At 61.9% G+C, this 672-nt stretch carries 1 protein-coding gene; it reads right to left on the bottom strand.

What is annotated here, in order from left to right; translation table 11 throughout:
* Window positions 1–134: 134 nt before the first annotated feature.
* Window positions 135–611, bottom strand: a complete 477-nt coding sequence (locus LH128_RS27395) for a tyrosine-type recombinase/integrase (protein WP_008832954.1) — start codon at window positions 609–611, stop codon at window positions 135–137.
* Window positions 612–672: the final 61 nt, after the last annotated feature.

Raw genomic sequence — 672 nt, 5'->3', positions numbered from 1 at the left:
CTTCCATACCAGCGATGACTATTATTCGACCCTTGCGCACGAACTTTGTCATAATGCCGTAACCCAGATTATGCCGCATGGCCTCCGCTGGAGGCCAGACAGCCCGGCATCGGCCATGCGGCTGTTCGGCATAATCAGAGCCCTTCTAAGAACACCAAGAGGTTATCGTCTGGTCGGAACCGGCCGGGCGGGGTGGCAGGGGCCGCGACGCGAGCGAGCGCCTTTTCCTTCATTCTCATGTCGGCATGGATGTAAATCTGGGTGGTCTCGACGTTTTCGTGACCAAGCCAGAGCGCGATCACCGTTTGATCGACACCGTGGTGGAGCAGTTCCATCGCCGTGCTGTGGCGAAGCGTATGCGGTGTGACCCGCTTGGTGCCGAGGCTCGGGCATGCGCGCGATGCCGTCAGGCAATGCTTGCGTACCAGATGTTCGAGCGCGTCGCGGCTCAGCCGCTCGCCCCGGATCGATGGGAACAGCGGCCTGCTCTCATCCTCGTCGTTGCCGATCCACGTCGCCAGCAGCTTAGCCGTTTCGCGGCGAAGCGGGGTGGCGCGCTCCTTACGGCCCTTACCCATACAGCGGACGTGCGCGCCGGTGCCGAGCGCCACATCACCCCGTATAGCGCGACGATCTGGGTGAGAGGTCAGCGACTATCAGGATGAGAACAGA

It is taken from the genome of Sphingomonas sp. LH128 (genome assembly GCF_000293195.2).
In the GTDB taxonomy this organism is placed as follows: domain Bacteria; phylum Pseudomonadota; class Alphaproteobacteria; order Sphingomonadales; family Sphingomonadaceae; genus Novosphingobium; species Novosphingobium resinovorum_A.
Note: the sequence above shows the minus strand (reverse complement) of the source record. Positions and strands in the feature narration are given on the sequence as shown.